General features: G+C 69.8%; 20 protein-coding genes and 1 tRNA gene. 12 read left to right on the plus strand and 9 right to left on the minus strand.

All coding sequences use genetic code 11. The features are described 5' to 3' along the window. Positions 1-14: 14 nt before the first annotated feature. On the minus strand, positions 15-605 hold the full coding sequence (locus tag BIV24_RS14090; protein WP_071366634.1) for a TetR/AcrR family transcriptional regulator: 591 nt from the start codon (positions 603-605) through the stop codon (positions 15-17). Then, a complete protein-coding gene (locus BIV24_RS14095) occupies positions 602-2,116 on the minus strand; it encodes a 3-hydroxyacyl-CoA dehydrogenase (protein WP_071366635.1) in 1,515 nt (504 codons plus the stop codon). The genes BIV24_RS14090 and BIV24_RS14095 overlap by 4 nt, the downstream gene beginning before the upstream one ends. 148 nt (positions 2,117-2,264) lie before the next feature. Here BIV24_RS14095 and paaN point away from each other — a divergent pair, with 148 nt between their 5' ends. Beyond that, the gene (gene paaN / locus BIV24_RS14100; RefSeq protein WP_071366636.1) at positions 2,265-3,956 is read left to right on the plus strand and encodes a phenylacetic acid degradation protein PaaN; all 1,692 of its coding nucleotides are present in this window, start codon (positions 2,265-2,267) and stop codon (positions 3,954-3,956) included. A 7-nt stretch (positions 3,957-3,963) separates the two neighbouring features. On the opposite strand, the gene BIV24_RS14105 is transcribed toward paaN, so the two are convergent. The 3 genes from BIV24_RS14105 to BIV24_RS14115 all read right to left on the minus strand — a co-directional run bounded on the left by BIV24_RS14105 (position 3,964) and on the right by BIV24_RS14115 (position 6,945). Next, a complete protein-coding gene (locus tag BIV24_RS14105; protein WP_071366637.1) occupies positions 3,964-4,731 on the minus strand; it encodes a TrmH family RNA methyltransferase in 768 nt (255 codons plus the stop codon). Between the two features lie 124 nt (positions 4,732-4,855). Further along, a complete protein-coding gene (locus BIV24_RS14110) occupies positions 4,856-6,079 on the minus strand; it encodes an HTTM domain-containing protein (protein ID WP_071366823.1) in 1,224 nt (407 codons plus the stop codon). Further along, positions 6,079-6,945 carry a DUF5819 family protein gene (locus BIV24_RS14115; RefSeq protein ID WP_071366638.1) on the minus strand — a complete coding sequence of 289 codons (867 nt, stop codon included), beginning with the start codon at positions 6,943-6,945 and terminating at the stop codon, positions 6,079-6,081. Before BIV24_RS14115 ends, BIV24_RS14110 begins: the two co-directional genes overlap by 1 nt. A 290-nt stretch (positions 6,946-7,235) precedes the next feature. Here BIV24_RS14115 and paaA point away from each other — a divergent pair, with 290 nt between their 5' ends. Genes paaA through BIV24_RS14140 form a run of 5 tightly spaced genes read left to right on the plus strand, consistent with a single transcriptional unit; the run spans position 7,236 to position 10,894 of the window. Further along, positions 7,236-8,291: a 1,2-phenylacetyl-CoA epoxidase subunit PaaA gene (gene paaA, locus BIV24_RS14120; protein ID WP_245766804.1), complete on the plus strand. Its 1,056-nt coding sequence runs from the start codon at positions 7,236-7,238 to the stop codon at positions 8,289-8,291. A gap of 2 nt (positions 8,292-8,293) precedes the next feature. After that, positions 8,294-8,581 (plus strand): 1,2-phenylacetyl-CoA epoxidase subunit PaaB, encoded by a 288-nt coding sequence (paaB, locus tag BIV24_RS14125; protein ID WP_071366639.1) that lies wholly within the window; start codon positions 8,294-8,296, stop codon positions 8,579-8,581. After that, a complete protein-coding gene (gene paaC / locus BIV24_RS14130) occupies positions 8,578-9,297 on the plus strand; it encodes a 1,2-phenylacetyl-CoA epoxidase subunit PaaC (RefSeq protein WP_071366640.1) in 720 nt (239 codons plus the stop codon). The genes paaB and paaC overlap by 4 nt, the downstream gene beginning before the upstream one ends. Then, a complete protein-coding gene (paaD, locus tag BIV24_RS14135; protein WP_071366641.1) occupies positions 9,291-9,833 on the plus strand; it encodes a 1,2-phenylacetyl-CoA epoxidase subunit PaaD in 543 nt (180 codons plus the stop codon). The genes paaC and paaD overlap by 7 nt, the downstream gene beginning before the upstream one ends. Further along, a complete protein-coding gene (locus BIV24_RS14140; protein WP_071366642.1) occupies positions 9,833-10,894 on the plus strand; it encodes a 2Fe-2S iron-sulfur cluster-binding protein in 1,062 nt (353 codons plus the stop codon). The genes paaD and BIV24_RS14140 overlap by 1 nt, the downstream gene beginning before the upstream one ends. A gap of 217 nt (positions 10,895-11,111) precedes the next feature. On the opposite strand, the gene BIV24_RS14145 is transcribed toward BIV24_RS14140, so the two are convergent. The 3 genes from BIV24_RS14145 to BIV24_RS14155 all read right to left on the minus strand — a co-directional run bounded on the left by BIV24_RS14145 (position 11,112) and on the right by BIV24_RS14155 (position 13,462). After that, on the minus strand, positions 11,112-11,441 hold the full coding sequence (locus BIV24_RS14145) for a rhodanese-like domain-containing protein (protein ID WP_071366643.1): 330 nt from the start codon (positions 11,439-11,441) through the stop codon (positions 11,112-11,114). Between the two features lie 82 nt (positions 11,442-11,523). Further along, a complete protein-coding gene (locus BIV24_RS14150) occupies positions 11,524-12,408 on the minus strand; it encodes a J domain-containing protein (RefSeq protein ID WP_071366824.1) in 885 nt (294 codons plus the stop codon). Between the two features lie 970 nt (positions 12,409-13,378). Beyond that, a tRNA-Leu gene (locus tag BIV24_RS14155) sits at positions 13,379-13,462 on the minus strand. Positions 13,463-14,060: 598 nt separating this feature from the next. Between BIV24_RS14155 and BIV24_RS14160 the strand changes: the two genes are divergently transcribed. The 6 genes from BIV24_RS14160 to pknB all read left to right on the plus strand — a co-directional run bounded on the left by BIV24_RS14160 (position 14,061) and on the right by pknB (position 22,120). Continuing rightward, complete coding sequence (locus BIV24_RS14160) at positions 14,061-14,897, plus strand: FHA domain-containing protein (protein ID WP_071366644.1); 837 nt, start codon at positions 14,061-14,063, stop codon at positions 14,895-14,897. 10 nt (positions 14,898-14,907) lie between these two features. Beyond that, the gene (locus BIV24_RS14165; RefSeq protein WP_071366645.1) at positions 14,908-15,432 is read left to right on the plus strand and encodes an FHA domain-containing protein FhaB/FipA; all 525 of its coding nucleotides are present in this window, start codon (positions 14,908-14,910) and stop codon (positions 15,430-15,432) included. A 120-nt stretch (positions 15,433-15,552) separates the two neighbouring features. Continuing rightward, the gene (locus tag BIV24_RS14170; protein WP_245766805.1) at positions 15,553-17,040 is read left to right on the plus strand and encodes a Stp1/IreP family PP2C-type Ser/Thr phosphatase; all 1,488 of its coding nucleotides are present in this window, start codon (positions 15,553-15,555) and stop codon (positions 17,038-17,040) included. Between the two features lie 27 nt (positions 17,041-17,067). Continuing rightward, positions 17,068-18,513, plus strand: a complete 1,446-nt coding sequence (locus tag BIV24_RS14175) for an FtsW/RodA/SpoVE family cell cycle protein (RefSeq protein WP_071366647.1) — start codon at positions 17,068-17,070, stop codon at positions 18,511-18,513. Continuing rightward, positions 18,510-19,994, plus strand: coding sequence for a peptidoglycan D,D-transpeptidase FtsI family protein (locus BIV24_RS14180; protein WP_071366648.1), 1,485 nt, complete (start codon positions 18,510-18,512; stop codon positions 19,992-19,994). The genes BIV24_RS14175 and BIV24_RS14180 overlap by 4 nt, the downstream gene beginning before the upstream one ends. Before the next feature lie 170 nt (positions 19,995-20,164). Further along, positions 20,165-22,120 carry a Stk1 family PASTA domain-containing Ser/Thr kinase gene (gene pknB, locus BIV24_RS14185; protein WP_071366649.1) on the plus strand — a complete coding sequence of 652 codons (1,956 nt, stop codon included), beginning with the start codon at positions 20,165-20,167 and terminating at the stop codon, positions 22,118-22,120. Positions 22,121-22,556: 436 nt separating this feature from the next. On the opposite strand, the gene BIV24_RS14190 is transcribed toward pknB, so the two are convergent. Further along, a complete protein-coding gene (locus BIV24_RS14190; protein WP_071366650.1) occupies positions 22,557-23,321 on the minus strand; it encodes a class E sortase in 765 nt (254 codons plus the stop codon). Positions 23,322-23,361 lie beyond the last annotated feature (40 nt).

A 23,361-nucleotide genomic window follows, 5' to 3' on the forward strand; every position in this document is an offset into this window, starting at 1 on the left:
CGAACCGCCCGGCCTCACTGGTCCCTGCGCAGCCCCGAGAAAACCAACTGCACGACGGCGTCGGAGACTTCACGCTCCCCCATGCCCCGCCCGTCCGGCCGGTACCACTCCACGATCGAGTTGATCATCCCGAAGACCAGCCGCGTCGCGAGTCGCACCTCCACGTCGGCGCGCACGTCCCCGTCATCGGCCGCCGCCTTGATCAGCCCGGCGACCCGGTGGTCGAACTCGCGGCGCCGCTCCAGGGCCCACCTCTCGGTGCCGGTGTTGCCACGCACGCGCAGCAGCAGTGTCACGTACGGCAGTTCGGCGGTGAGCACCTCGACCATGCGCCGCACGACGTACTCCAGCCGCTCCACGGCACGCCCCCCGCGCGCGTGCTCCTCGTCGAGGATCCCGAAGAGGCCGTCCAGCGCCCTGCTGACCGCGCGGCGCAGCAACTCCTCCTTGCCCGCGACGTGGTGGTAGATCGACGACTTGGAGATGCCGGCCGCCCTGGAGAGGTGCTCCATGGACGTGCCGTCGTAGCCGCGCTCGTTGAAGACCTGTACGGCGACCGAGAGCAGACTCTCCGGGGTGTACGTGTCGCGCTTGGCCGTGGTCATGAGGTGCCCTCCCGCTTCTCGGAGGCGTACGCGTGGCGGTAGAGCGCGAGGGATGGGGCGTACCGTCCGCAGGGGTCGCGCAGGTGCAGGTCGTCGAGGACGTCGTAGGCCCAGCTGTGGCCGAGCCTGCGGCTCCATTCGAGGGGACCGAGGGGGTAGTTGACGCCCAGGCGCATCGCGGTGTCGATGTCCTCCTCGGTGGCCACACCCTTGGCGACGGCGTCGTGCGCCAGGTCGACGATCCGGGCCACCGTACGGGCGACGATCATGCCGGGCACGTCCCCGATGACGCTGACGTCCTTGCCCAGCGCCTGGAAGAGCCCGGTGGCCTCGGCAAGGGTCTGCGGGGCGGTGTCCTGGGAGGCGGACAGGGCGATGCGGGTCGCCTTGCGGTAGTCGAGCGCCAGGTCGAAGTAGACGACGTCGCGGAACTCCACGGAGGTCTGTCCGTCGGCGAGGACCAGTTGCCCGCCGCTCGGCAGTATCAGGCGCGTCCCGTGGTCCTCCTCATCCTCACGCACGGATATGCCCGCTTCGCGGATCAGCGCAAGAAGTTCGGAGGCGGGGCCGAGGTCGCCCTCTGCGACGACGTACGCGGGCGCCTGCGCCTTCTCCGCGGTGTGCGGTTCGGGACGCTCGGCGCCGTCCCCGTACGCGTACCAGCCCTGTCCGGTCTTGCGGCCGAGCCGGCCCGACTCGACCAGCCGCCGCTGGGCGAGCGAGGGCGTGAAACGCACGTCCTGGAAGAAGGACTCCCACACCGAGCGGGTGACGGACTCGTTGACGTCCTGCCCGATCAGGTCGGTCAGTTCGAAGGCGCCCATCCGAAAGCCGCCCGACTCGCGCAGGACCGCGTCGATGGTGGCCGGGGCGGCGGCCTGTGCCTCGTAGACCGCGAACGCCTCGGCGTAGAAGGGCCGCGCGACGCGGTTGACGATGAACCCGGGGGTGTCCGCGCAGGCGACCGGCGTCTTGCCCCAGGCGCGGGCCGTCTCGTACGCGCGCGTGGCCGATGTGACGTCGGTGGCGAACCCGGAGACGACCTCCACGAGCGGCATCAGCGGCGCCGGGTTGAAGAAGTGCAGGCCGACGAAGCGGCCGGCGTTGCGCAGGGCCCCGCCGATGGCGGTCACGGACAGGGACGAGGTGTTGGTGGCGAACAGGCAGTCGTCGCCGACGATGTCCTCCAGCTCCCTGAACAGCTGCTGTTTCACCTCGAGGCGCTCCAGGACCGCCTCGACGACGAGCGAGCAGTCCGCGAGCTCGGCCAGGCTCTCGGCGGGCAGCAGGCGGGCACGGGCCGCGTCCCGCTCGGCACCGCTGAGCCGGCCCTTCTCGACGAGCCGGTCGAGGCGGGCGCCGATCGCACCGGCCGCCTCCTGGGCGCGCCCGGGCACGGCGTCGTACAGCCGCACCGGGTGGCCCGCGACCAGCGCGACCTGGGCTATGCCCTGGCCCATGGTGCCGCTGCCGACGACGGCCACGGGGCTGCTGAGGTCGAGTGCTGTCATGTGCGCGATCCTCCCGCACGACGTGTTCCACAGATGCGGCGGACCCCCTTGTCCCGACCGATCGTTCGGTTACTCTAACTCTGTCCGGCTGTTCCTGCCCAGGTCACGAGCTCAAGGGAGAGCTCACAAGACGAGGAGTTGGTCCCGCATGGCCGCCGAACTCACCGCGCACCAGCTGATCGCCCAGCACCGGCCCACCCTCGACCGGGCACTGGAAGCGATCCGGACTCGCGCGTACTGGTCCCCGCACCCCGAGCACCCCAAGGCCTACGGGGAGAACGGCAGCCTGGACGCCGCGGCGGGCAAAGCCGCCTTCGACGCCCTCCTCGGCTCCCGTCTGGACCTCGGCCAGCCCGGCACGGACGACTGGACCGGCGACGAGGTGTCGCCGTACGGGATCGAGCTGGGGATCAGCTATCCCCATGCGGACGTCGACGTCCTGCTGCCCGCCATGCGCGCGGGACAGCGGGCGTGGCGCGACGCGGGCGCGGAGACGCGCGCGGTGGTGTGTCTGGAGATCCTCAAGCGCATCGCCGACCGGACGCACGAGTTCGCGCACGCGGTCATGCACACCAGCGGCCAGGCCTTCATGATGGCGTTCCAGGCGGGCGGCCCGCACGCACAGGACCGCGGCCTGGAGGCGGTGGCGTACGCGTACGCCGAGCAGGTCCGCACGCCCGGCACCGCCGAGTGGAGCAAGCCCCAGGGCAAGCGCGACCCGCTGGCCCTCACCAAGACATTTCTGCCCGTCCCTCGCGGCATCGCGCTGGTCATCGGCTGCAACACCTTCCCGACGTGGAACGGCTACCCGGGCCTGTTCGCGTCCCTCGCCACGGGCAACGCGGTCCTGGTGAAGCCCCACCCGCACGCGGTGCTGCCGCTCGCGCTCACCGTGCAGGTGGCGCGTCAGGTGCTGGCGGAGGCGGGCTTCGACCCGAACCTGGTGGCGCTGGCCGCCGAGCGCCCCGGCGAGGGCATCGCGAAGGCCCTGGCCGTGCGCCCGGAGATCCGGATCATCGACTACACGGGTTCGACGGCGTTCGGCGACTGGCTGGAGACCAACGCCCGCCAGGCCCAGGTGTACACGGAGAAGGCCGGCGTCAACACGGTGATCGTGGAGTCGACCGACAACTACAAGGGGATGCTGTCGAACCTGGCCTTCTCCCTGTCGTTGTACAGCGGCCAGATGTGCACCACCCCGCAGAACCTGCTGATCCCTCGGGAGGGCATCTCCACCGACGAGGGCCCCAAGTCGTACGACGAGCTGGTCACCGATCTCGCGCGGGCGGTCGACGGCCTGCTGGGCGACGACGCGCGCGCGAACGCCCTGCTCGGCGCGATCGTGAACCCGGGCGTCAAGGCCCGTCTGGAGGCGGCCGCCGGGCTCGGCGAAGTCGCCCTGGTCTCACGGGAGATCATCAACCCGGACTTCCCGAAGGCGGTCGTCCGCACGCCACTGATCGTGAAGCTCGACGGCGCCAAGCCGGACGCGGAGGCCGCCTACATGAGCGAGTGCTTCGGCCCGGTGTCCTTCGCCGTCGCAGTCGACTCGGCCCAGGACGCGGTGGAGCTGCTGCGGCGCACCATCAGGGACAAGGGCGCGATGACCGTCGGGGCGTACACCGTCTCCGAGGAGGTCGGGCGGGCGGTCGAGGAGGTCTGCCTGGAGGAGTGTGCCCAGCTCTCGCTGAACCTGACCGGCGGGGTGTACGTCAACCAGACGGCCGCCTTCTCCGACTTCCATGGCTCGGGTGGCAACCCGGCGGCCAACGCGGCCCTGTGCGACGGGGCGTTCGTGGCGAACCGCTTCCGGGTGGTGGAGGTGCGCCGGGAGGCGTGAACGCGGCTCAGGCCGGTGCGCCCCCGGTGGCGCTCCAGTGGTACAGCGTCATGGCCACGCTGGTCGCGAGGTTGTAGCTGGAGACCTGAGGGCGCATCGGCAGCGACACCAGGTGGTCGGTGCGGGCACGGAGATCGGCGGACAGACCGGTGCGCTCGGAGCCGAACGCGAGCACGGCGTCGTCCGGAAGCTTCAGCCCGCGGATGTCGTCGCCCTCCGGGTCCAGTGCGAACACCGGGCCCGGCGGCAACTCGGCCACGGCCAACCGCTCCACGGCGGTGGCGAAGTGCAGCCCGGCCCCGCCGCGGACAACCGTGGGGTGCCAGGGGTCGAGCGTGCCGGTCGTGACGACTCCGGTCGCGCCGAAGCCGGCCGCGAGCCGGATCACCGCCCCCGCGTTGCCGAGGTTGCGCGGGTTGTCGAGGACGACGACCGGGGCGATTCGGGGTGTGCGCCGGAGGGTCTCCAGATTGGCCTCGCGCGAGGGGCGCACGGCCAGGGCGGCGACCCCGGTGGGATGCGGGCGCGGCACGAGTGTGCGGTACGCGGCCTCCGGGACCTCCGTCAGGAGCACGTCCAGGGCGTCCCGTACGTCGGGGGCCAGTTCATCGGCCAGGGCGAGCGCAGCCCGCCGGTCGGTGGTGACGGCGACGGGCACGCGCGCGTCGAAGCGCAGCGCGTGCTTGAGCGCGTGGAAGCCGTCGAGCAGGACCGAGGTGTCGGCGAGCCTGTGCCAGATGCTCAGCGGGTCGGTGCTGCGGGACGGGTCCGTCATGTCCTGCAGCCTACGTGCGCCGCAGGCCATGCGGGCCGTGAGGTCCCTGCGCGGCTCACGCCGGGGGCTGTGCGGGCCCACGCCGTGCGGCGACACCTCTCGCAGCAAACAGCCCACGCGGGGCTCATGCCCTCGAGCCCACCTGCGTGTGCCCGGCCGCCTCCCCGGTAGGCGGCTGCTGCCCGCGCGGGGCGGGCGGAGTTCGGTGTGCGCGCGCAGCAGCCGGCCGCCCACACACGCGTGCCACCCGTCCGCCCAGCCGCCGCAGGAAGGACGTCGGCAGGAACACCGCGTCCGCTGCGATCATCGCGAGCGAGAAGAACGGCAGCCCGAGGACCACGGCGATGACCACGTGCTCGGTCATGAGGAAGGCCAGCAGCACGTTCTTCACCCGCCGGTTGAGCAGGGTGAACGGGAAGGCGACCTGCGCGGCGACCGTCCCGTACGTCACCAGCAGCACGATCACACCGTGCGAGGACAGCAGGTCGGACAGAGCGGGCCAGGGCGAGAAGTAGTCGAGGTGCAGCGGGTAGTAGACGGCGGTGCCGTCCTGCCAGCGCGATCCCTGGACCTTGTACCAGCCGGCGGTCGAGTAGATCAGACACGCCTCGGCCATGATCACCAGCAGAGCGGCGCTGTGGACGAGGTTGGCGACGACGTCCAGCAGGAGGCGCGGCTCCGCGTGGAGGGCGCGCCGACCGAGGTACCACCACAGCCCCTGCATGGCCCACAGCCCCCAGAACAGCGTCAGCCAGCCGCTGCTCATCCGGTCCGCGCCCGCCGCCAGTGCCAGTGCGAAGCCGAGCGCACCCCACAGGGCCGGTCCCACCCGGTCCGGACGGGGCCGCTCGCCCCGCGCGCATGCCGCGCGAGCGCGCCGGGCGCGCCGCTCGTCGAGCGACCACACCTGCCCGCAGCGCGTGAACACCAGGTAGATCGCCATCAGATGGATGACGTTGTCACCGCCGTCCCCCAAGAAGACGCTGCGGTTCTGCAGCGACAGGACGCCCACCATGAACAGCACGGACATCGTGCGGGTACGCCAGCCGACCAGCAGCAGGACGCTCGACAGCATGGCGAGGAGGTACACCGCCTCGAACCACACCCGGCTGTCGGACCACATCAGGACCGTGAAGGCGTGATTGGTCGCGACGAGCTGCCGGGCCAGGTCCCAGCTCCAGGGGCCGTCGGGTCCGTACATCTCCTGCCGGTGCGGGAACTCACGCAGCAGGAACAGCAGCCAGGTGGCGGCGAAGCCGATGCGGACGACCGCGGTCTGGTACGGGCCGAGGGCGGCCTCGGTGACGCGGGCGATGCCGTGCGTGACGGGCCGGGCGATGCGGTTCATCAGGCGCCTGCCCCCGCCCATTCACCCTCGGGCAGCGACCACCAGGGCAGCTGCCGGTACACGGGCGTGGTGGGGACCTGCTCGTGGCTCCACCGGGGGGACGGCACATTGGTGGTGCGGGAGCGGACCTGGACGCGTTGGACGGTCTCGCCGTGTCGGGCGGGGTGCTCGCGACCCAGGCGCAACACGACGACGCGGCGCAGATAGCCCTCGGACAGGGCGCCGCGCAGGCCCTGGGGGCGGTTCTCGCCGTCGTGCGAGGCGACGTAGAAGTCCCAGGCACGGCGCAGCTCGTTCTGCTGGGTGTGGCTCGGAAGCGGGTTGCCGGCGATGGCGGCGCCGTCCAGCGCGGACAGGTCGTACCAGCCGGTCGTCCGCTCGCCGCCGTCCCCGGCGAGCATCTCGGCACGGACCTGGACGTCGAAGTTCTGCTGCAGGGGGTTGGGCGCGAACAGCTTCCAGTTCTGCTCGAACTCCGGGTAGATCCAGTCGTCGATCGCCTTGCCGTGCTCCTTGGTGACCGTGTTCGCGGGGGCGACGTGCAGGAACACCATGCCGAGGTGCACACAGGCGACGACGGCGACCACCGCGAGCACCAGCGCGGCGGCGATCTGGTAGGGCAGGGAGAGGGCGGCTATGCCAGTGCGGGGGGCGGGTTCCGGCTGCTGGGCCGCCGGAACGGGCAGGGGCCCGGACGGGGCCGGCGCATCAGGGGCGGGACCCGTCCTGTCCGGCAAGCCTGCGGCCCCCGCGCGCGGCGGATCTCCGGGGATGTCGTTCGCGGCGCCCTCGGGCAGCGGGGGCGCCGGGTCGTCCAAGCCGCCCGGCTCTCGCCGGGCACCCGGTCCCTCGTCGTACGCGTCCATCCCGCCCCGTCTCCCGAGCTTCCCGTGGCCCCGGCGCCACCGGGCTCTGTCTGCCTGCTGTCTGCGCCACGGGCCGCTCGGGGCGCATCACCCGTTCGCAGTGCACAGCGGCGTTCGCACCGGGAACGGTACTCAGGCCCAGCCGCCCCGCACAGCCCGATGGTCACAGCGGCCGGACAGCGGCTCGGAGGTTGTCCACAGCGGTTGACACCCTACGCAGCTCGTCCCACCATGGAATCGACCGGACCGAACGATCGGTCGGGTGACAGTGAGTGACCGAGGGGGACCGCATGGCGACAGCAGCAGCGCACCGGACGGCCCGCGCGGACGACATGGCAGAGGCTGACGCGGCGAGATACGAGGCCGTCTTCGACGCCGCCGTCGCGGCCGACGAGCGCATCGAACCGCGCGACTGGATGCCCGACGCCTACCGCGCCTCCCTGATCCGGCAGATGGCCCAGCACGCACACTCCGAGATCATCGGCATGCAGCCGGAGGCCAACTGGATCACGCGCGCGCCCTCACTGCGCCGCAAGGCGATCCTGATGGCCAAGGTCCAGGACGAGGCGGGCCACGGGCTGTACCTGTACAGCGCCGCGGAAACGCTCGGCGCCAGCCGCGAGGATCTGCTCGACAAGCTGCACACAGGCCGCCAGAAGTACTCGTCGATCTTCAATTACCCCACTCTGACCTGGGCGGACGTCGGCGCCATCGGCTGGCTGGTGGATGGCGCCGCGATCACCAACCAGGTGCCCCTGTGCCGCTGTTCCTACGGCCCGTACGCGCGCGCGATGGTCCGCGTCTGCAAGGAGGAGTCGTTCCACCAGCGCCAGGGGTACGAGCTGCTGCTGGCCCTCAGCCAGGGCACTGCGGAGCAGCACGCCATGGCGCAGGACGCGGTGGACCGCTGGTGGTGGCCGTCCTTGATGATGTTCGGTCCGCCCGACGACGAGTCCGCGCACTCCGCGCAGTCGCTGGCCTGGAAGATCAAGCGGCACTCGAACGACGACCTGCGCCGGCGCTTCGTGGACATCTGCGTCCCGCAGGCGGAGTCGCTGAACCTCACCCTCCCCGATCCGCATCTGCGATGGAACGAGGAGCGCGGGCACTACGACTTCGGCCCCATCGACTGGACGGAGTTCTGGGAGGTCCTCAAGGGCAACGGCCCCTGCAACGAGCAGCGGCTGTCCCAGCGCAGGCAGGCGCACGACGAGGGCGCATGGGTACGGGAGGCTGCCGCGGCGTATGCGGCGAAGCACAACGGCGCGACAGGTGCGGCCGACGGCCACGCCGACGTTGCCGTCGGACCGTCGGCGGAACAGGCCGGCATGAGCGGGGAGGCGTGACGATGACGACCGAGGATTGGCCTCTGTGGGAGGTCTTCGTGCGCTCGCGCCGCGGCCTCTCGCACACCCACGCGGGCAGTCTGCACGCCCCGGACGCGGAAATGGCCCTGCGTAACGCCCGCGACCTGTACACCCGGCGCGGCGAAGGCGTCTCGATCTGGGTCGTGCCGTCCGCCGCGATCACCGCGTCCTCCCCTGACGAGAAGGACCCGTTCTTCGAACCGGCCGCCGACAAGCCCTACCGGCACCCGACGTTCTACGAGATCCCGGAAGGGGTGAAGCACCTGTGACCGTCACCGTGCGCACCGGGGCCGTCCTGGCCCTCGGCGATGACGCCCTGGTGCTCTCGCACCGCCTGGGGGAGTGGGCCGGCCATGCTCCGGTGCTGGAGGAGGAGGTCGCCCTCGCCAACATCGCACTGGACCTGCTGGGCCAGGCCCGGGTGCTGCTGTCCCTGGCGGGCGACGAGGACGAACTGGCCTACCTCCGCGAGGAACGCGCCTTCCGCAATCTGCAACTGGTCGAACAGCCCAACGGCGACTTCGCCCACACCATCGCCCGCCAGCTGTACTTCTCCACCTACCAGCGGCTGCTCTACGCCCAGCTCGCCGCCGGAGACAGCGAGTTCACGGGCCTCGCGGCCAAAGCGGTCAAGGAGGTCGCCTACCACCAGGACCACGCCGAGCAGTGGACCTTGCGACTCGGCGACGGCACGGACCTGAGCCATGAGCGGATGCGCCGCGCGTGCGAGGCACTGTGGCGGTTCACGGGAGAGATGTTCCAGCCGGTCGAAGGCGTCGATGTCGACTGGGCCGGGATGAAGGCCACCTGGCTGGAGACGGTGGGCGACGTACTGCGCCGCGCCACCCTGGAGGTCCCCGAGGGGCCGCAGTCCGGGGCGTGGACCGCGGGCGCAGGACGGCAGGGACTGCACACCGAATCCTTCGGGCGGATGCTCGCCGAGATGCAGCATCTGCACCGCAGTCACCCGGGGGCGTCATGGTGACGGTCACGGCCCTCGAAGAGGAACTGCGCCGGATCGCCGGCTCCGTCCCCGACCCGGAGCTGCCCGTGCTCACTCTGGGGGAGCTGGGCGTCCTACGGGCGGTCCATGTGCGCGGCACGGACGCGGTGGAGGTCGAGCTGACCCCGACCTACACGGGATGCCCCGCGCTCGAGGCGATGTCCCTGGACATAGAGCGGGTACTGCACCAGCACGGCATGCGCGAGGTCGTCGTCCGCACGGTGCTCACCCCCGCCTGGTCGACGGACGACATCTCCGCCGAAGGCCGCCGCAAACTGCGGGAGTTCGGCATCGCGCCACCACGCATACGCCACCCGCAGGCGTCCGGACCCGTGGCGGTGGAGCTGAGCCCGACACGTACGGTCGCCGGCTCCCCTGCGCCGGGCGACCCCGTGCGCTGCCCGTACTGCGGGTCCGCCGAGACCGAACTGCTGAGCCGTTTCTCGTCCACCGCATGCAAGGCCCTGCGCCGTTGTCTGGACTGCCGCGAACCGTTCGACCACTTCAAGGAGCTGTGATGGCCCGGTTCCACCTGCTCCCGGTGACCGCGATCGACCGGCTCACCGACGACTCCGTGGCCCTGACCTTCGCCGTCCCGCCCGCGCTCCGCGAGGAGTACCGGCACACGCCCGGCCAGCACCTCGCCCTGCGCCGCACTGCCGACGGCACGGAAATACGGCGCACCTACTCGATCTGCTCCCCCGCACCGGCGCCGGACGAAGAGGGGCCGCGCACCCTGCGGGTCGGGGTGCGGCTGGTCGAGGGAGGTGCCTTCTCCCCGTACGCGCTCAAGGAGATCGCCGTCGGCGACGAGCTGGAGGTGATGACCCCGGCGGGACGGTTCACGCTGGAGCCCGCACCGGGGCTGTACGCGGCCGTGGTGGGCGGCAGCGGAATCACGCCCGTACTGTCGATCGTGGCGACTCTGCTGGCAAGGGAGCCCGGGGCACGGTTCTGCCTCATCCGCAGCGACCGGACGTCCGCCTCGACGATGTTCCTGGAGGAAGTCGCCGACCTGAAGGACCGCTTCCCCGACCGGTTCCAGCTGGTCACCGTGCTCTCCCGGGAGGAACAGCAGGCGGGCCTGCCGTCCGGGCGGCTCGACCAGGAGCGGCTGTCCGGGCTGCTACCGACGATGCTGCCGGTGGAGAGGATTGCGGGCTGGTTCCTGTGCGGGCCGTTCGGGCTGGTGCAGTCGGCTGAACGGGCGCTGCGCGGGCTCGGGGTGCAGCGATCCCTTATCCACGAGGAGATCTTCCACGTGGACGACACTGTGACCGCACCGTCCATGCCGTCCCCCGCGCACAGCACGGTGACCGCGCGGCTCGACGGACGCGGCGGAACCTGGCCGGTCCACGACGGCGAGTCGCTGCTGGAGACGGTGCTGCGCAACCGGCCCGACGCGCCCTACGCCTGCAAGGGCGGCGTGTGCGGGACCTGCCGGGCCTTCCTGGTCTCAGGTCAGGTACGGATGGACCGTAACTTCGCACTGGAACCGGAGGAGACCGACGCAGGATTCGTACTGGCATGCCAGTCGCATCCGCTGACGGAGACGGTGAAGCTGGACTTCGACCGGTGAGGGGACTCCGCCGACGGATATCGTCCGGCGGTTCCCTTGCCGATGCACCAGCCCGAACGGCCGCCCCTTCCTCAACGAAGCGCCACCTTCAGCGGGGAGCAGCAAGCGGGGGTCACAGCGGCGAAGGCCCCGTTCGCCTGGGCCGCGTCAGACGAAGTACCCAGTCCCGCGCTGACCACAGGCGTCGTCGCCGACGACTTCGACCGGGCCTCGTGGGCTAGAGCACGGAGCCCGGTTCGCCCTTGGCGTCCACGACAGGGCGACCCGCCGCGGCCCACACCTGCATGCCGCCGTCGACGTTCACCGCGTCGATGCCCTGCTGGACCAGGTACATCGCCACCTGGGCCGACCGGCCACCGGAGCGGCAGATCACATGGATCCGTCCGTCCTGCGGCACCGCCTGCGTGAACTCGCCGTATCGCGCGGCAAATTCACTGATGGGAACGTGCAACGCCCCCTCGGCGTGACCCGCCTGCCACTCATCGTCCTCGCGGACGTCCAGCAGAAAATCGCCGTCCTTGAGGTCCGCGACCTCGACCGTGGGCACACCAGCTCCGAAATGCATACTCCGACGCTACCCGACGCCTACGCGGACGTGCTGGGGCCTGATGGATGCCGTACGCGGCGGCTCAGCCGCGCAGCGCCTCCAGCTCGGCTTCCTTCTGCGCGACCTGGGCCAGCAGCTGCTCCGCGATCTCCTCCAGGAGACGGTCGGGGTCGTCAGGGGCGAGCCGGAGCATCGAGCCGATCGCGCTCTCCTCCAGCTCCCGGGCGACGAGTGTGAGCAGTTCTTTGCGCTGGGCAAGCCATTCGAGGCGGGCGTACAGGTCCTCGCTGGGGCTCGGCCTGCGGTCCGCGGGGGCGGGCCCGGCGGCCCACTCCTGCGAGAGCTCCTGCAGCAGGGCCTCGTCACCGCGGGCGTATGCGGCGTTGACCCGGGCGATGAACTCATCGCGCCGCGTGCGCTCGTCCTCGTCCTGGGCGAGGTCCGGGTGGGCCTTGCGGACGAGTTCCCGGTAGAGCCTGCGCGCCTCCTCGCTGGGGCGGACGCGCTGCGGGGGCCGCACGGGCAGGTCCGTCAGCATGGCCTGGGCCTCCGGGAACAGGCCGTCGGAGTCCATCCAGCCGTGGAACAGTTCCTCGACGCCCGGCATCGGCATGACCCGGGCGCGTGCCTCGTGGGCGTGGCGTATGTCCTCGGGGTCACTGGTGCGAGCGGCCTTCGCCTCGGCGATCTCCGCTTCCAGTTCGTCGAGGCGTGTGTACATCGGCCCGAGCCTCTGGTGGTGCAGCCGCGAGAAGTTCTCGACCTCGACGCGGAAGGTCTCCAGGGCGATCTCGTACTCGATCAACGCCTGCTCGGCGGCCCGCACGGCCCGCTCCAGCCGCTCCTCGGGACGCGCCTGGGCGCCGTCCGCCCCGGCATCCGGGGTTTCGCCGGAGCCGCCACCCTCGGCGACCGGCTCCTCGGCAGCGGACACGGACTCGCTCTGTTCGGCTTCGGGCGTCGTCACCGGACCAGCGTATGACACGACGGGGGCGGGCCAGGCTCATGTGCCGGCCAGACAACAGGGCACGAGTTTCCGCACAGGGAGCGGGCCTCCCCCGCTCCCTCGAACCCCCGGTTCCCCGCGACGCCCACTCCGCACCGCCGTCACCAACTCCGCATGGCCCGCCTCCATGCAGGCGTACGTCCCGGCGAACGTGGCCATCGCCTCGTCCAGTTCCTCGTTCTTGCCACAGAAGCCCGAGATCAGGCGTGGATCGGCGCTGTCAGGCGGGCGCGGCCAGGAGCGCTCCGGTCATACGCGCACAGTCGCCGGTCCGGTCGGCAACCGGGAACGCAAGTCGCCGCTGTCTTTGCGATTGCGGCGTACTCGCTCTGCCGGGCACCCCCACCCCGCACACCACCACCGCCCGGCCGAAGAACCGACGTCCTGCACCCCGACCGGCCACCTGACACCGGCCGCATGGGTCGGCCCACAACGACTCCCGACACCGCAGCACAGCACGACGAAGACAGGCCGCGCCTATGAGATGGCTCACATGCCGGGACCCGCAGTCCGCCCCGTCCGCACTGCCGCACGCCGGCACGCTGCCACCGGTCACCGGTCACCGTCGGCATGCTGATCAACACCAGCGAAGGTGCACTCCTGACGACCACCCGACGGGCCTTCCGGCCGCAGAGGAAGCGGGACGGTCGAGTAGAAGGAGAACCGAACCGCCCGACCCTCCCCCCACACCACCGGACGTACGGACCGGCGTCCCGACCAGGCACCGCAGCCGCTCGCCTCTCAGCCGGAGCGCCCCGAGCACGGCACGACGCACAGAAATGAAGCCCGCCCCGGCCGTGAGATAGCTCACGACCAGGGCCGACGACATCCTTCTCCGGGCTGCGCGACGCCTCATGCCACGCAAACCGAGAAACGGGCCCCTGCCGTGACTTCCGTCACCGGCAGAGACCCGTTTCATCGGTATCTCTTGTGCGCGAGGGGGGAGTTGAACCCCCACGCCCTTGCGGGCACTGGAACCTGAATCCAGCGCGTCTGCCTATTCCGCCACCCGCGCATTGGGTGTGTCTTCCGGCTTCTGCTTCTTGCGGTGCTGGCGCCTTCCGACATCGAGAACATTAGCACGCTGGACAGGGTGGCTTCACATCCCTTTTCCCCCGGGCCCCTCGCCCGCCTGCGGAAACCCCCGTCCGACCAGCCACGACCCGGGAAGCGGGGCAGCGGCCGCCGGCCGAGCGCCCGCGGATCCGGGCCCGGAAGCCGACGGGCGGGGCCGGCGGACCACCGCCCGGCGCCGGGCCCGCGGGACCGGCGGGCGGTCCCCCGCGCCCCCACCGCATCGGCAACGGCTCGGCAACATCTCGACGTGAACCGGTTCACGTATCAACCTCGTACCGGTCCCGCCCATCTCTACAGAAGGGAGACGAGGTCCACAGTCCGGTGCGGGACACTGGTCTGCAGCCGCCTCTACGATCCATGCAAGGAGTACGTGCAGGAGGAGTTCGAAGGGGGCGTCCGGAGGGAACTCCGGAGGCGTCGACACCCGTCGACAGGGGCGACAGGGGGAACCAGCCGATTTTCCGGCGCGTAGATACGATCAGTAAGCAGTACCAGGTAGGCAGTACGCAGGGCGGCAGCAAAGGAGGAGGTGCCCCATGGGAGTCCTGAAGAAGTTCGAGCAGCGTCTCGAAGGTCTGGTCAACGGCACCTTCGCCAAGGTGTTCAAGTCCGAGGTCCAGCCAGTGGAGATCGCCGGTGCGCTCCAGCGGGAGTGCGACAACAACGCGACCATCTGGAACCGCGACCGGACCGTCGTCCCCAACGACTTCATCGTGGAGCTGAGCACGCCGGACTACGAGCGCCTCAGCCCCTACTCGGGCCAGCTCGGCGACGAGCTCGCCGGCATGGTGCGCGACTACGCCAAACAGCAGCGCTACACCTTCATGGGCCCCATCAAGGTCCACCTGGAGAAGGCCGAGGATCTCGACACCGGCCTGTACCGAGTACGCAGCCGCACGCTGGCCTCCTCCACCGACCAGCAGGCTCCCGGGTCCGCCCCGGCCGGGCGGCAGGGCCCCGGCGGCTACGGCTACCCGCCGGCCGCCGCACCCGTGGGCGCTCCCCCCATGCCGTCCACACCGCCGCCCGGCGGACGCCCCGGCACCGCGCCCTACGGCCAGCGGCCCCCGGCCGCGCCGACGGCCGGCGGGCGCATGCGCTACTGGGTCGAGATCAACGGCACCCGCCATCAGATCTCCCGCCCGACGCTGGTACTGGGCCGCAGCACCGACGCCGACGTGCGGATCGACGATCCCGGCGTCTCGCGCCGGCACTGTGAGATCCGGACCGGCACGCCCTCGACGATCCAGGATCTCGGGTCCACCAACGGCATCGTGGTGGACGGGCAGCACACCACCCGCGCTACGCTCCGCGACGGCTCGCGGATCGTCGTGGGCAGCACCACCATCATTTACCGGCAAGCCGAAGGGTGAAGCGGGGGCAATGTCAGAGCTGACCCTCACGGTCATGCGGCTGGGTTTCCTGGCCGTACTGTGGCTGTTCGTGATCGTGGCCGTGCAGGTCATCCGTAGCGACCTGTTCGGCACGCGTGTCACACAGCGCGGCTCGCGCCGGGACGGGGGGCGGCCGCAGCAGCAGGCCCCCCGGCAGGCCCGCCAGGCGACGCCCCCGCCGCAGCGCCAGCAGTCGGGCGGCGGTCGTCAGCGTCGCGGCGCCCCCACCAAGCTGGTCGTTTCCGAGGGTTCCCTGACGGGCACGACAGTCGCGCTGCAGGGCCAGACCATCACGCTCGGCCGGGCGCACGACAGCACCATCGTGCTGGACGACGACTACGCCTCCAGCCGGCACGCCAGGATCTACCCCGATCGGGACGGCCAGTGGATCGTCGAGGACCTCGGGTCCACCAACGGCACCTACCTCGACCGGACGCGGCTGACGACCCCCACACCGATTCCGCCGGGCGCGCCGATCCGCATCGGCAAGACCGTCATCGAGCTGCGGAAGTAGTACGACAATGAGCGAGCGGAGCGAGCACGCGGCAGCGGCCCGGACGATGGGCCTCGGCGCGCTCCCGACCGGAGGGTGGGCACCGTGCGGATGTACCCGGAGCCGACGGGCGAGGTGCGCATGAGTCTGTCACTGCGCTTCGCCGCCGGATCGCACAAAGGCATGATCCGTGAGGGCAACGAGGACTCCGGCTACGCCGGTCCGCGTCTGCTCGCGATCGCCGACGGGATGGGCGGCCAGGCCGCCGGTGAGGTCGCCTCCTCCGAGGTGATCTCCACCATCGTCGCGCTCGACGACGACGTCCCCGGCTCCGACGTCCTCACCTCGCTCGGCACCGCGGTCCAGCGCGCCAACGACCAGCTGCGCGCGATGGTCGAGGAGGACCCCCAGCTGGAAGGCATGGGGACCACACTCACCGCGCTGCTGTGGACCGGCCAGCGACTCGGGCTCGTCCATGTCGGCGACTCCCGCGCGTATCTGCTGCGCGACGGTGTCCTGACGCAGATCACGCAGGACCACACCTGGGTCCAGCGGCTCGTGGACGAGGGCCGGATCACGGAGGAAGAGGCCACCACCCATCCGCAGAGGTCGCTTCTCATGCGGGCACTGGGCAGCGGTGACCACGTCGAGCCCGATCTGTCGATCCGTGAGGTACGCGCCGGCGACCGCTATCTGATCTGCTCGGACGGACTGTCCGGGGTCGTCTCCCACCAGACGATGGAGGAGACCCTCGCCAGCTACCAGGGCCCGCAGGAGACCGTGCAGGAGCTGATCCAGCTCGCGCTGCGCGGCGGCGGCCCCGACAACATCACGGTCATCGTGGCCGATGTCCTCGACCTGGACATCGGGGACACCCTCGCCGGGCAGCTGTCCGACACCCCGGTCGTGGTGGGCGCGGTCGCCGAGAACCAGCATCACCCGCACGACAACGGCATCATGCAGACGCCCGCGGGCCGTGCCTCGGGCCTCGGTCGCCCGGTGCACGGACAGGGCGGCGGGGGCGAGTTCGGGCCTCCCGGCAGCGGTGACAGCGCCGGGTACATCGCGGAGGACGGCTACGACTCCTACGGCGACGAGGACTTCGTCAAGCCGAAGAAGAGCCGTAAGTGGCTGAAGGGTTCGTTCTACACGGCCCTGGCGCTCGCCGTCGTCGGCGGCGGGCTGTACGGCGGCTACCGGTGGACGCAGACGCAGTACTACGTCGGCGCCGAGGGCGAGCATGTCGCGCTGTACCGCGGCATCAGCCAGGACCTGGCCTGGGTGTCGCTGTCGGAGGTGACGAAGGACCACCCGGAGATCGAACTCAAGTACCTGCCGCCGTATCAGCAGAAGCAGGTCAAGGCGACCATCGCCGAGGGCAATCTCAAGGCGGCCCAGACGAAGGTCTCCGAGCTGGCCGTGCAGGCGTCCGCGTGCAAGAAGAACGCCGAGCACCGAGCCGCGGAGAGCCAGGACAAGCACATCACGACCTCCCCGACGTCCAAGGCCACGCCGACCCCGAACCCGTCGGCGTCGGCGGGCAAGACCCAGACCGCACCCGCTTCCACACCCGGCCCCAGCCTCTCGGAGGAAGAGCAGAAGGTCGTCTCACTGTGCGGTAAGCATTGAGCGAGCCGTGAGAGGCCCTGTCACACTATGAGCAGCAGCACGCAATCGACGACGCACCACACGTCCACGATCGGCGCGATCGGCGCGCCGAGCCGCCGCAACACCGAACTGGCGATGCTGGTGTTCGCAGTCGCCATCCCGATGTTCGCCTACGCCAACGTGGGCCTCGCCATCAACAACACGGTGCCGCCCGGCCTGCTCGCCTACGGCGTCGGCCTCGGTCTGCTGGCCGGCGTGGGCCATCTCGTCGTACGGAAGTTCGCTCCGTACGCGGACCCGCTGCTGCTGCCGCTGGCCACCCTGCTCAACGGGCTCGGCCTGGTGGTCATCTGGCGGCTCGACCAGTCCAAACTGCTGCAGTCCATCGACCAGGCCGGCTCGGCGGCGCCCCGCCAGCTGCTCTACACCGCGATGGGCATCGCGCTGTTCGTGGTCGTGCTGATCTTCCTCAAGGACCACCGGGTCCTGCAGCGCTACACGTACATCTCCATGGTCGGCGCGCTGATCCTGCTGCTGCTGCCCCTGGTGCCGGGCCTCGGCGCCAACATCTACGGCGCCAAGATCTGGATCTCGGTCGCCGGATTCTCCATCCAGCCCGGTGAGTTCGCGAAGATCGTGCTGGCGATCTTCTTCGCCGGCTATCTGATGGTGAAGCGGGACGCGCTCGCGCTCGCGAGCCGTCGCTTCATGGGGCTGTACCTGCCTCGCGGCCGTGACCTCGGTCCGATCCTGGTCGTGTGGGGGATCTCGATCGTCATCCTGGTCTTCGAGACCGACCTCGGTACGTCGCTGCTGTTCTTCGGAATGTTCGTCATCATGCTGTACGTCGCCACCGAGCGGACCAGCTGGATCGTCTTCGGTCTGCTGATGTCCGCGGTCGGCGCCGTCGGCGTGGCAAGCTTCGAACCGCACATCCAGACGCGTGTGCAGGCCTGGCTCGACCCGATGCGCGAGTTCAATCTCAGCCGGTCCGGGGTCCACGACGGCGTGATGCACTCCGAGCAGTTGCAGCAGGCCCTGTGGGCGTTCGGCTCCGGCGGCACCCTCGGCACCGGCCTCGGCCAGGGCCACTCCGATCTGATCCGGTTCGCCGCCAACTCCGACTTCATCCTCGCCACCTTCGGTGAGGAGCTCGGCCTGGCCGGCCTCATGGCGATCCTGCTGGTCTACGCCCTGATCGTGGAGCGCGGCGTGCGTACCGCCCTCGCCGCCCGCGACCCGTTCGGCAAGCTGCTGGCCATCGGCCTGTCCGGCGCCTTCGCGCTCCAGGTCTTCGTGGTCGCCGGCGGTGTCATGGGGCTCATCCCGCTGACCGGTATGACGATGCCCTTCCTGGCCTACGGAGGATCCTCCGTCATCGCCAACTGGGCACTGATCGGCATCCTGTTGCGCATCAGCGACACGGCCCGCAGACCGGCTCCGTCTCCCGCCCCCAACCCCGACGCCGAGATGACCCAGGTGGTCCGCCCGTGAACAAGCCCCTGCGCCGGATCGCGATCTTCTGCGGGTTCCTCGTCCTCGCGCTGCTCGTCCGCGACAACTGGCTCCAGTACGTCAAGGCGGACAGCCTGAAGAACGACGAACACAACCGCCGCGTCACCATCGACCGCTACTCCACCCCGCGCGGCGACATCCTCGTCGGCGGCGACCCGATCACCGGGTCGACGGAGACCAAGAGCAACGGGCTCAACGACCTGAAGTACAAGCGCACGTACAAGGACGGCCCCATGTGGGCGCCCGTCACCGGCTACGCCTCGCAGGCCTTCGACGCCTCGCAGCTGGAGAAGATCGACGACAAGATCCTCACCGGCAACGACGACCGGCTCTTCTTCCGCAACACCCTGGACATGGTCACGGGCAAGCCGAAGCAGGGCGGCAACGTGGTCACCACGCTGAACCCGGCGGCGCAGAAGGCCGCGTTCGACGGGCTCAAGGGCCGTGGCAAGGGCGCCGTCGTCGCCCTGGAGCCGTCCACCGGCAAGATCCTCGCGCTGGCCTCCTACCCGTCGTACGACCCCTCGTCGTTCGCCGGCAACACCAACGCGGACGCCGATGCCTGGAACAAGCTGCAGAAGCAGAACGACCCCAACGACCCGATGCTGAACCGGGCGCTGCGCCAGACCTACCCGCCGGGCTCCACCTTCAAGGTGGTCACCGCGGCCGCCGCACTGGAGAACGGCCTGTACACATCGGCCGAGCAGCACACCAAATCCCCGCTGCCGTGGACCATGCCCGGCACCAACACCGAGCTGAAGAACGAGGGCAACCTCCCCTGCGAGAACGCCACCATGCGTGAAGCGCTGCGGGTGTCCTGCAACACCGTCTTCGGCAAGATCGGCGCGGACCTCGGCAACGACAAGATGCTCGAGGAGGCGGAGAAGTTCGGCTTCAACAAGGAGCAGTTCACCCCGGTCCGCTCCAACGCCTCGGTGTTCTCCAAGGACATGAACAAGTCGCAGACCGCGATGTCCTCGATCGGCCAGTTCAACACCGCCGCGACCCCGCTGCAGATGGCGATGGTCGTCTCGGCCATCGCCAACGACGGCAAGCTGATGAAGCCGTACATGGTCGACAAGCTCCAGTCGCCCAACCTCGACACCCTGGAGCAGACCGACCCGGAGGAGATGAGCCGCCCGCTGTCCGAGAAGAACGCGCAGATCCTGCAGTCGATGATGGAGACGGTCGTCAAGGACGGCACCGGCAAGAACGCGCAGATGGGCAACGGCGTCACCGTGGGCGGCAAGACCGGTACCGCCCAGCACGGCGTCAACAACGCCGGCAAGCCGTACGCCTGGTTCATCTCCTACGCCAAGATGAGCGACGGCAGCTCGCCGGTCGCCGTGGCCGCGGTGGTCGAGGACGAGAACGCCAATCGTGGCGACATCTCCGGTGGCGGCCTGGCCGCCCCCATCGCGAAGAGCGTCATGCAGGCGGTCGTCAACAGCAGGCAGTGACCCCTGTCACGTCCCCTTCACATCGGTGCACGTTGCGATACCGGTCCTGTATCGGGTGGCGGATGTGGCCAGGTCACGCACAGCTAGCCGGGTACCGTATGCCCGGACAGCACACCGCCCGACCACACGCGGGTGTGGCCGGGACCGACGGAGAGGGCTGGTAGGAAGCTATGGAAGAGCCGCGTCGCCTCGGCGGCCGGTACGAGCTGGGCCAGGTGCTCGGTCGTGGTGGCATGGCCGAGGTCTACCTCGCACATGACACCCGCCTCGGCCGCACCGTGGCAGTGAAGACGCTGCGCGCCGACCTGGCGCGCGACCCTTCCTTCCAGGCCCGGTTCCGCCGGGAGGCCCAGTCGGCCGCCTCGCTCAACCATCCCGCGATCGTCGCGGTGTACGACACGGGCGAGGACTACATCGACGGGGTCTCGATCCCGTACATCGTCATGGAGTACGTGGACGGCTCCACGCTCCGTGAGCTTCTGCACAGCGGCCGCAAGCTGCTGCCCGAGCGGTCCATGGAGATGACCATCGGCATCCTCCAAGGCCTGGAGTACGCCCACCGCAACGGCATCGTCCACCGCGACATCAAGCCGGCGAACGTCATGCTGACGCGCAACGGCCAGGTCAAGGTGATGGACTTCGGCATCGCCCGCGCCATGGGCGACTCCGGCATGACGATGACGCAGACGGCGGCGGTCATCGGCACGGCCCAGTACCTCTCACCGGAGCAGGCGAAGGGCGAGCAGGTCGACGCGCGCTCCGACCTGTATTCGACGGGCTGCCTCCTCTACGAGCTGCTGACGGTCCGTCCCCCCTTCGTCGGCGACTCCCCGGTCGCGGTCGCCTACCAGCACGTCCGCGAGGACCCCCAGCCCCCGAGCGTCTTCGACCCCGAGATCACGCCCGAGATGGACGCGATCGTGCTGCGGGCGCTGGTCAAGGACCCGGACTACCGCTATCAGAGCGCCGACGAGATGCGCCAGGACATCGAGGCCTGCCTCGACGGCCAGCCCGTCGCGGCGACGGCGGCGATGGGCGCGGTGGGCTACGGCGGCTACCCCGACGACCAGCCGACGACGGCCCTGCGCCCCGAGGCGGGCGCCGGAGCCACGACGATGCTGCCGCCGATGAACCCGGACGACGGCGGCTACGGCTACGACGACCGCCCGGACCGCCGCCGGCAGAAGAAGTCGAACCTGTCGACGATCCTGCTCGTCGTCGCAGCGGTGATAGTGCTGGTCGGCGCGATCCTCATCGGCAAGTGGATCAGCAGTGGCCACAGCACGAACAGCGACACGCTTCCGGTACCCAACCTCGTCGGCCGTTCGCAGACCGAGGCCCAGAACATGGCCACCAACTCCGAGCTGAAACTGTCCATCTCGAAGAAGCCGTGCGAGGACCAGCAGAAGGGCTACGTCTGCTCCCAGGTCCCCAAGGCGCCGACCGAGGTCAAGAAGGGCGACACGGTCACTCTGGTGGTGTCCACGGGCGCCCCGAAGGTGGAGGTGCCCGACGTCAGCGGGCAGAACGCCGACGACGCCAAGGCGAAGCTCGAGGGCGACGACTACCAGTTCAAGGTCGAACTCAAGTACCAGGAGTCCGCACAGGCCTCCCCGAAAACGGTCCTGGGGATCAACCCGCCGTCCGGCCAGAAGGTGGAGAAGGGCTCCGCCATCACTCTCACCGTGGCGCAGGAGCCGTCCCGGGTCATCGTGCCCGACCTGTCGGGCCAGTCGCCCGAACAGGCAAAGACGTACCTGCAATCCAAGGGCCTGGTGCTGGGCAACCAGACGCAGGAGGAGTCGGACGCCCAGTCCGAGGGCCTGATCTTCTGGCAGAGCCAGTCGGCCGGCTCGGAGGTCGCCCGCGACACCACGATCGACATCAAGATCGCCAAGGCACCGCAGGAGCAGCAGGAGTTCCCGATGCCCAAGGTGACTGGGATGACGCTCGGCGAGGCCAAGCAAGTCCTCGCCAGTAACGGCCTGACACTCAAGAATGTCGGGGGCCCCGGCTCGAACGACGACAACGCCATGGTGATAGCGAGCGACCCGTCGGAGGGCGACCCCGTCAAGAAGGGCGACGAGGTCAAGCTCATGGCGCTCGGCGGCGGCGGGCAGCAGTAGAACGACAGCAAGGACAACCAGAAGTTCGTCGAAGGGCCTGGAATCCGAAACGGATTCCAGGCCCTTCGACGTGTTCGGGGTTGCTCGTTCGCTACGAGAAGGCCCGGGCGTCCAGCCCGTTATGCGAACTTCGACGTACCTTCATATGCCCTGACTCGCTGTACGGGTGGGGCAGCAAACGGATCTCTGCCCAGTCACACCACAACGGCACACGTGGAAGGGGCAGTAGAAGTGATCGATGAAGCCGTCTGCTGGAATCGAAAGCCCTACGCAGCAGCGTGCTGGACCGCACGGACGTGCTCGACAGGGTGAAAGCGCCCTCCGCGAGGACATCGAGAACGTCGAGTGCGGCTCAAAGCCCTCCGCTGGACGCAGCACATCGAAAGGCCCGAAGTCGCAAGCACAAGTTGCGACTTCGGGCCCTCGGGCATCCTGCTCAGCCCAGCTCCTTCGGCGGCGTCCGCTTGCCGTCCACCTTCTCCACCCGCTCCAGTTCGCCCCACACGATGTACCGGTACTCCGACGTGTAGACCGGAGTACATGTCGTCAGTGTGATGTAGTGGCCAGGCTTCGTCACGCCCGCCTGTTTCGGGACGGCGGTGAGGACCTCCACGTTGTACTTCGAGGTCTCCGGGAGGATCGCGAAGACCTTGTAGACGTACCAGTCGTCCTTCGTCTCGAAGACGACCGGGTCGCCGTTCTTCAGCTTGTCGATGTTGTGGAACTTCGCGCCGTGTCCGTCCCGGTGCGCGGCCAGCGTGAAGTTGCCGGTCTTCCCCGTCGTCGGCAACGTCGCCTTGACGGGGTCCGTGTAGTAACCGGCCACGCCGTCGTTGAGGATGCTCTCCGACGTGCCCTTCTCGACCAGCACCTCGCCGTTGTGCATCGCCGGCACGTGCAGGAAGCCGATGCCGTCCTTGACGTCCAGGGCACCCGGACCACTGTCCTTCTCGCCCGCCGCCCAGTGGTCGCGCACCTTGTCACCCTGCCGGTCGGCCTTGCGGTCCGCGAGGACGTTCGTCCACCACAGCGAGTAGACGACGAACAGGCCGAGCACCAGGCCCGCCGTGATCAGCAGCTCCCCGAAGACACTGACCGCCAGCGCGATTTTGCTGCGCCCGCGGCGCCGCGCTACGGCGGGGGAGGCGGAGCGCGGCGACAGCGCGTCGGTCTGCTCGTCCCGGTCGGTCGTCACTCCCACTGCATCTGCCCCGTCTGTTCCACGTGCCCGTGCGTCCACA

This window comes from Streptomyces colonosanans, assembly GCF_001866645.1.
In the GTDB taxonomy this organism is placed as follows: domain Bacteria; phylum Actinomycetota; class Actinomycetes; order Streptomycetales; family Streptomycetaceae; genus Streptomyces; species Streptomyces colonosanans.